Raw genomic sequence first — 5,646 nt, 5'->3', positions numbered from 1 at the left:
CTACGGCATGGCTTCCTCGTTCTCGCTCCCGCCCATCCTCGCCCGGGTCCATCCCCGCACACGGACGCCCTGGACGGCCATCATCGCTGTTGTGCTCGCCTCAATCATGTTCCTCTTCATTGGCGAGATAGGTTTTGTCGCGAACGTCACGAACTTCACGCTCTTTGTGACGTTCATTCTCATCAATGCGTCCGTGATCCTGCTACGCTACCGTGCTCCTGATGCGGTCCGGCCATTCCGAATCCCCGGAAGCATCGGGCTCCTCCCGATCATCCCGGTGATCGGTATCATCTCATGCTGTCTCCTTCTTGCCCAGCTGGAGCCCCTGGTGCTGCTGGTGGGCGGGCTCCTTGTTGCCATCGGTGCGGCGATTGCCCTGGTCGGGGAGCGGCGGCCGGCCGCCGCCTAATCCTTCGCCTCTTTTGCCCGGTAGCGCTCGACCGTCCCGATGACTTCGAGTTTCCCGTCGTTGAGGACCGAGATGGCGCCGTGGCCGCAGGCGACCAGGCACCGGCGGCCGCTCCGTGCGAGTTCCCCGTCCAGGTCGCGGATCAGTTCGAGCAGCGCTTTCCTCTCTCTTCTCGCGCAGTCGCTGTCGACGTTGACCGAGGTCACCAGGAAGTCGGCGATCGAGTTGTAGCTCTTCCGGTCCTCGTCAAGGCTCCCGAAGTTGATCAGCGTGTCGGCCGTGAAGATGATGCCGTGGTCGGGGCAGAGGAAGTAGACCTGGCCGTGCATGTGCCCGCCGAGCGACTCCAGGACCTCGAACTCGAGATCGTGGACCTGGAACCGGCCGATGACCGGAAAGATCGAGCGTGCGCCGAGGCACTCCCCCGAGAAGAGCACCGGGTCCTCCGGTGGGTTGAAGCGCGAGAAGAGGTTGATGATGGTCGTGTAGACCTCCTCGAGGATCGAGGCCTCGCTCCGCGAGCCGTAGGCCCGGTTTGCCTGGCGGATGATCTCAAGCGACCATGGGTGCATGAACGCAGCGGCATCATAGAGCCCGCCCGCCCCGCAGTGGTCCGCGTCGGCGTGGGTGATGTAGATCCGACGGAGTCGGGTGAGGTCTCCAAGACCGTAGTGCTGGAACATCCGGACGGCGTCCTCGTGGTAAATCCCGTATCCGGTGTCGATCATGACAGTCTCGTCCGGGGCGCGGAGCAGGAAGATGTTCCCGCCGCCCGGCATCTGGAAGCAGAAGACCTCGACATCGTCGCTCAAGGGGATGCGCTGGACGTCTGCGTAGAACCCGTCGTTCCTGGTGTCCCGGAGTGTCCTTCCCGCGCGCAAGATGGACTCAAAGACCTCTCTAGGGTTCTGGCCACGGTTGTTGAGTTCCTGGACGATGTGGTTGATGTCCTGCAGGAGCGAGAGCAGGAACTCGTCTTCTGCAGTCCCGATCAGCCCTCGCAACGCCTGGGCGAATCTGACGTAGAAGACCGTATTGTCAAGTTTCTCGCCGGTCGTATCGTATTCCAGGATCTCGAGGCGATAGCGGGATTTCAACTGGTCGAGCAGGTTCTCGACGATTGCGGTCTCTTCGACGTTTAAGCTGATGGTGACTCTCCCGGGGTCCGGCCGCCGGTCGTCGAAGTCGATATAAGCAATGTTTGCCCCGGCCCCTGTGATATAGGTGAGGAGTTCGAAGAGAGCTCCGGGTTCGTGGGGGAGGTAGATGGAGAACTTGAGATACCCAAGCGCAGGCAGTGATTCCTGGAGGTAACCGATCGCCTGGAGATCTTCCTTTATCAGTGAGTAGGCCGCGGGCGTCGCGGTTACTTCAAAAAAGACCGTGGCAGGATCGATCCTGCGGTCGTACTGGATGCGGTTGATGTTGCCCGAGTACGACTTGATGATCTCCGCAGCGCGGTGCAGTGCGCCCGGTTCGTTGGGCATTCTAGCGACAAAAGAATGTTTATTCACCCGGTTCACCTTGTGATTTTTATAGGTGAGCGGCCGTCCTATAAGCACCTTTTCCTGCGGTTCGAGAGGCCTGGAACGATAAAAAGAGGCGGGTGGGTTTTGCGATCCGCCTGCGATCGCGCTACCGGCCTCTGCGCCGCGAGGCAGCGACGACCGTTGCGGCCCCGAGACTGACAGCAGCGCAGAACCCGGGCGCCTCCTGCGGCGTCAGGGCCTCGGCGGCGGCAACGCCGGCCGCGGGAGTTGTTCTCATGGCGGCGGGCGCTCCATCTCCTGCGGAGGCCGGGGCGACCGGCTCGGGCTCTTTCGTCACGGTCGGCGGGAGCCGGGAGGTGAACGCGAAGTAGTGGACGTTCTGGTTATCGGAGCCGATGACCAGGTAGTCGGCCGAGGATGAGAGCGCAATCGCGGTGACGGCGCAGTTCTCCCCTTCGGGGCTCTTCATCCTGCCGTACTGCCAGGTCTTGATCCCGGCGCCGTTCATCAGGTAGGCGTATCCGCCACCCGTCCCGGCGCCGAGCGCGGAGCCGTCGGTGTCGAGGTGGACTGCGTTGACCGCGCTTCCTGCCGTCCGTGCAGGGTCTTCTCTCCCCTCGCTGTCCAGCATGATGACCGCGCCGTCGGCGGTTCCGGCGGCGATGACAGCTCCGTTGCCGGTCAGCGAGACGCCGCGGACGGCGCTTCCTGCATCATGTGTCCAGAGCACGCCGCCCGTGGCGTTCAGGAGACGGATCGTGCCGTCCTCGGTCCCGGCCGCAACGAGTGCGCCCTCTGAACCGACTGCGACGGTGTTGACCGCGCTTCCGAGCGGGACCTTCCAGAGAACGCCTCCCCGGTTGTTGGTGACGAAGAGGTCTCCTGCGGCGGTTCCCGCGGCACAGCAATCTCCGTCCGGGGAGATTCCGGCCCCAAGCACCCTGCTTCCTGCGTCTACCGTCCAGACGACGCTTCCGCCCGCGTCAAGCATCATGAGCAGGTTCCCGGTCCCCGTCACGACGGCGTCACCCCCGTCGGCGATCCCGACCGCACTGACCGGGCTGCCGGACGGCACGGTCCAGAGCGTTGTGCCGGTGCTGTTTAAGAGGGTGATGTTCCCGTCGGCGGTCCCGACCGGCACGACAGCCCCATCAGGCCGTATATCAACCGCTGTTACGGCGGCTGGAAACCTGAAGGTCCAGAGCAGGACAGCGTTGGAGGATCCTCCTCCGGATCCGGAGGATCCGCCCGATGTCATCCCCGCCTTGCTGTCGGCGTTGAGGTAGAGTTTCGTTCCGATCAGAAACCTGTCCTCTGATGTGGTATTCTCAAGACTATACGCCTGCCCTATCCCGCAGATGAGGCAGAGTACAATGCAGCATACAAGGATCCCTTTGATCCTCCTGCGCCCGGGCGATTCGGGGCGCTTTATGAGATTGCTATAGGATATTGGAACTGGATAGCACCTGATCCGGGTCATGGTGTGCAGTGATACGAAATAGGCATATATATACTTATCTCAGCCCGGCCTCGGGCCACACGCCATTTTTATTCTTACGCCGTTATCACAATCCTTCGTTCTTCCCGGAAGGCTGGCACATTGCATCTCGTATCGCAGAAAGAAGAGGGGCTGCACACACCCGTTGCCGTCAAAAACGGTGAGACGGGCGGTCACGCCGGGGCTATCTTCGAGTGCACCGCCTGCGCCCAGGAGCGGACGGCTTCCCAGTCGCGGAAGTCTCCGGTTTTTGCCCTGATGAGCTTGGTGATAGTGCGGTCGGTGAAGGACAGACCGCCGCTCTCCAGTTTGCCCGGAAAGACGCCGACATCTACGGGGTTAACGAGCATCCTGACCGCGTCCATCGATGCTTCTGCTTTCCTGAGAATCTCAGGCCCCCTGTCTGTGACCGTGAGCCCCACGGCAAAGAAGGCGACCGGGATGGTGCGCAGGTACTGCTGGTTTTTCTCGATGAACACCTGCGATTCCGGGAGCCACTTCCCCATGTAGATCGGGCTTCCGATGACGGCAGCCCGGTACAAAGAGAGATCCCGGACCTCCCCAACCGGCTTCACATCGACATCGGCGCCGGATTTGCGGAGTTCATCGCCGATCGCTTCCGCCACATCTGCGGTAGAGCCGTAGCGGGTGGCATAGGCAACAAGAATCCTCTCTGCCATGAGTAACTACTTCTCGTCCGGCCGGTCTTATTCGTTGCGGGTCGGGTTATCTTCTTATGGATTGGCCCCCTTTCTGGTTCGATGACGGCTAGAGATGAGGATGCCGAGCGATGGTATCACAGAGGTCTGGCTCTTTGCATCACCGGATGCTTCAACGACGCAGTCGTCTGTTACGATAAGGCACTTGAACGCTCGCCGAATGATCCCATCCTCTGGAAGAGGAAGGGGTTTGCCCTGATCAAGGCCGGCCGCTACGACGAGGCGGCCGCCTGTTATGATAAAGCCCTCGCCGTGAACCCCGGCGATCCGACGGCCTGGCAGCGGAAGGGCTACGCTCTTGCGCACCTCGGGGAGCACGAAGGTGCGGTCGCCTGCTGCGATCGGGCGCTCAGTCTTGACCCGGAGCACATCCTCGCCTGGCAGTGCCGGGGCTGGGTGCTCGGGAGGATCTGCCGCTACGACGAGGCAGTGGAGTGTTACGAGGCGGTCCTTGCGATCGATCCGGAACGAGGGTCCGCAGCCTGGCACCGGGACCGGATGCGGGAGAGGCGGGATCTCGAGGCGCTCGAAGCGGAGATCGAGAAGGTCGAACAGGCCATCGAGGTGCCGGCCTGCATCCGCGACGTCGTCCGGGAGCGGGACTACGGCAACGTGGATCTCGCGCGGACGGTGCTCCGGGAACTCGCCCGCCGGGCGGAGCGGGTGGCGATCCAGCATCGGTAAGCGCGGGCGGTCTGCCCTGGCGTCTAGTATTATTTTATCTATCTCGCGTAGGGCACAGGCTCTTATGAGACGGAGTTTGAGCATAGATGGTGCGAGCCGCGCATGCTCCCTCCCTTACAGGAGCGTCGTTCTTCGCGTGAGATAGTTATATGCAGATAGCAATATAGTCTCACGCGAAGGGGAGTACCTCTCGAAGAAACCAATCTTCGCGTCCTTCGCGGCTCGAAGCCTACGGCTTCTCAAACTCCTTCCCCAGGGAGAAGTCGTTCTTCGCGTGAGTTAGTAGGTGCAGATAATGATACAGCCTCACGCGAAGAACGCGAAGCCGCGAAGGAGAGTTCCCTCTCGAACAATGAAACGGCCGGACGCCTTAAAAATAGTGTGATGAAGGGGATCCAGCCTCGCCCGGAGATCCGCTTCACCGGTGCGCGAAGTACGCACTCACCCGGCCGCCCTCGACCGAGTCGACCCGGGCAAACCCGATCCGCTCGAACTGGACGACGCGGTCCGCCTCGCTGGCGACCAGGGGCTCGCAGAACCCTTCGAGGCTCCCCTCCTGCCGCAGAAGCGTGCACGGGAGTTTCGCGTCCGCCGGCAGCCACTGGATGATCGGCGCCTTCTCGCTCCGGGCCTCCTCGAGCGAGTCGCCCGCGTAGGAGACCCGCGGTGTATCGCCGTCCCACGCGATCCTGATGTTGTAGAGGTCTTTCAGCCGGACCATGCTCTTTCCTGCAATATCCGCCCGCGGGAGGAGCACCCTCCCCTCGGTGACGAGCGTCCTGACCCCCCGTGAGGGGTCGTTCGGGTGGAGAAGAGCATGCGCCTCGTGGCGCGGGGCGCCCTCGA

Annotated in this window: 5 protein-coding genes and 1 pseudogene; 2 read left to right on the top strand and 4 right to left on the bottom strand. The window is 62.2% G+C overall.

Translation table 11 applies throughout. The features are described 5' to 3' along the window. The coding region (locus tag ACI94_RS08630; protein WP_286681311.1) for an amino acid permease at positions 1-409 on the top strand (409 nt) is incomplete at its 5' end. Here the strand turns inward: ACI94_RS08630 and ACI94_RS08625 are convergent. The 3 genes from ACI94_RS08625 to ACI94_RS08615 all read right to left on the bottom strand — a co-directional run bounded on the left by ACI94_RS08625 (position 406) and on the right by ACI94_RS08615 (position 4,077). Next, positions 406-1,923 (bottom strand): MBL fold metallo-hydrolase, encoded by a 1,518-nt coding sequence (locus ACI94_RS08625; RefSeq protein ID WP_286681310.1) that lies wholly within the window; start codon positions 1,921-1,923, stop codon positions 406-408. The genes ACI94_RS08630 and ACI94_RS08625 overlap by 4 nt on opposite strands. A 121-nt stretch (positions 1,924-2,044) precedes the next feature. Continuing rightward, the gene (locus ACI94_RS08620) at positions 2,045-3,379 is read right to left on the bottom strand and encodes a WD40 repeat domain-containing protein (RefSeq protein WP_286681309.1); all 1,335 of its coding nucleotides are present in this window, start codon (positions 3,377-3,379) and stop codon (positions 2,045-2,047) included. Positions 3,380-3,570: 191 nt separating this feature from the next. Next, on the bottom strand, positions 3,571-4,077 hold the full coding sequence (locus tag ACI94_RS08615) for a flavodoxin domain-containing protein (RefSeq protein WP_209729596.1): 507 nt from the start codon (positions 4,075-4,077) through the stop codon (positions 3,571-3,573). An 81-nt stretch (positions 4,078-4,158) separates the two neighbouring features. Here ACI94_RS08615 and ACI94_RS08610 point away from each other — a divergent pair, with 81 nt between their 5' ends. Next, entirely contained in the window at positions 4,159-4,800 is a 642-nt protein-coding gene (locus ACI94_RS08610) for a tetratricopeptide repeat protein (RefSeq protein WP_209729598.1), read from the top strand. A gap of 418 nt (positions 4,801-5,218) precedes the next feature. Here ACI94_RS08610 and gltX read toward each other — a convergent pair. Further along, positions 5,219-5,646, bottom strand: a pseudogene (gltX, locus tag ACI94_RS08605) (glutamate--tRNA ligase); the annotation flags it as partial.

Source organism: Methanoculleus sp. DTU007, from assembly GCF_001512385.1.
GTDB classification, from domain to species: Archaea; Halobacteriota; Methanomicrobia; order Methanomicrobiales; family Methanoculleaceae; genus Methanoculleus; species Methanoculleus thermophilus.
The sequence above is the reverse complement of the archived record's forward strand: the minus strand, read 5'-3'. Positions and strand labels throughout refer to the sequence as shown.

Coding starts and splice junctions, on each gene's coding strand:
- ACI94_RS08610 (WP_209729598.1), top strand. CDS start 4,159: ATGACGGCTAGAGATGAGGATGCCGAGCGATGGTATCACAGAGGTCTG.
- ACI94_RS08620 (WP_286681309.1), bottom strand. CDS start 3,379: ATGACCCGGATCAGGTGCTATCCAGTTCCAATATCCTATAGCAATCTC.
- ACI94_RS08615 (WP_209729596.1), bottom strand. CDS start 4,077: ATGGCAGAGAGGATTCTTGTTGCCTATGCCACCCGCTACGGCTCTACC.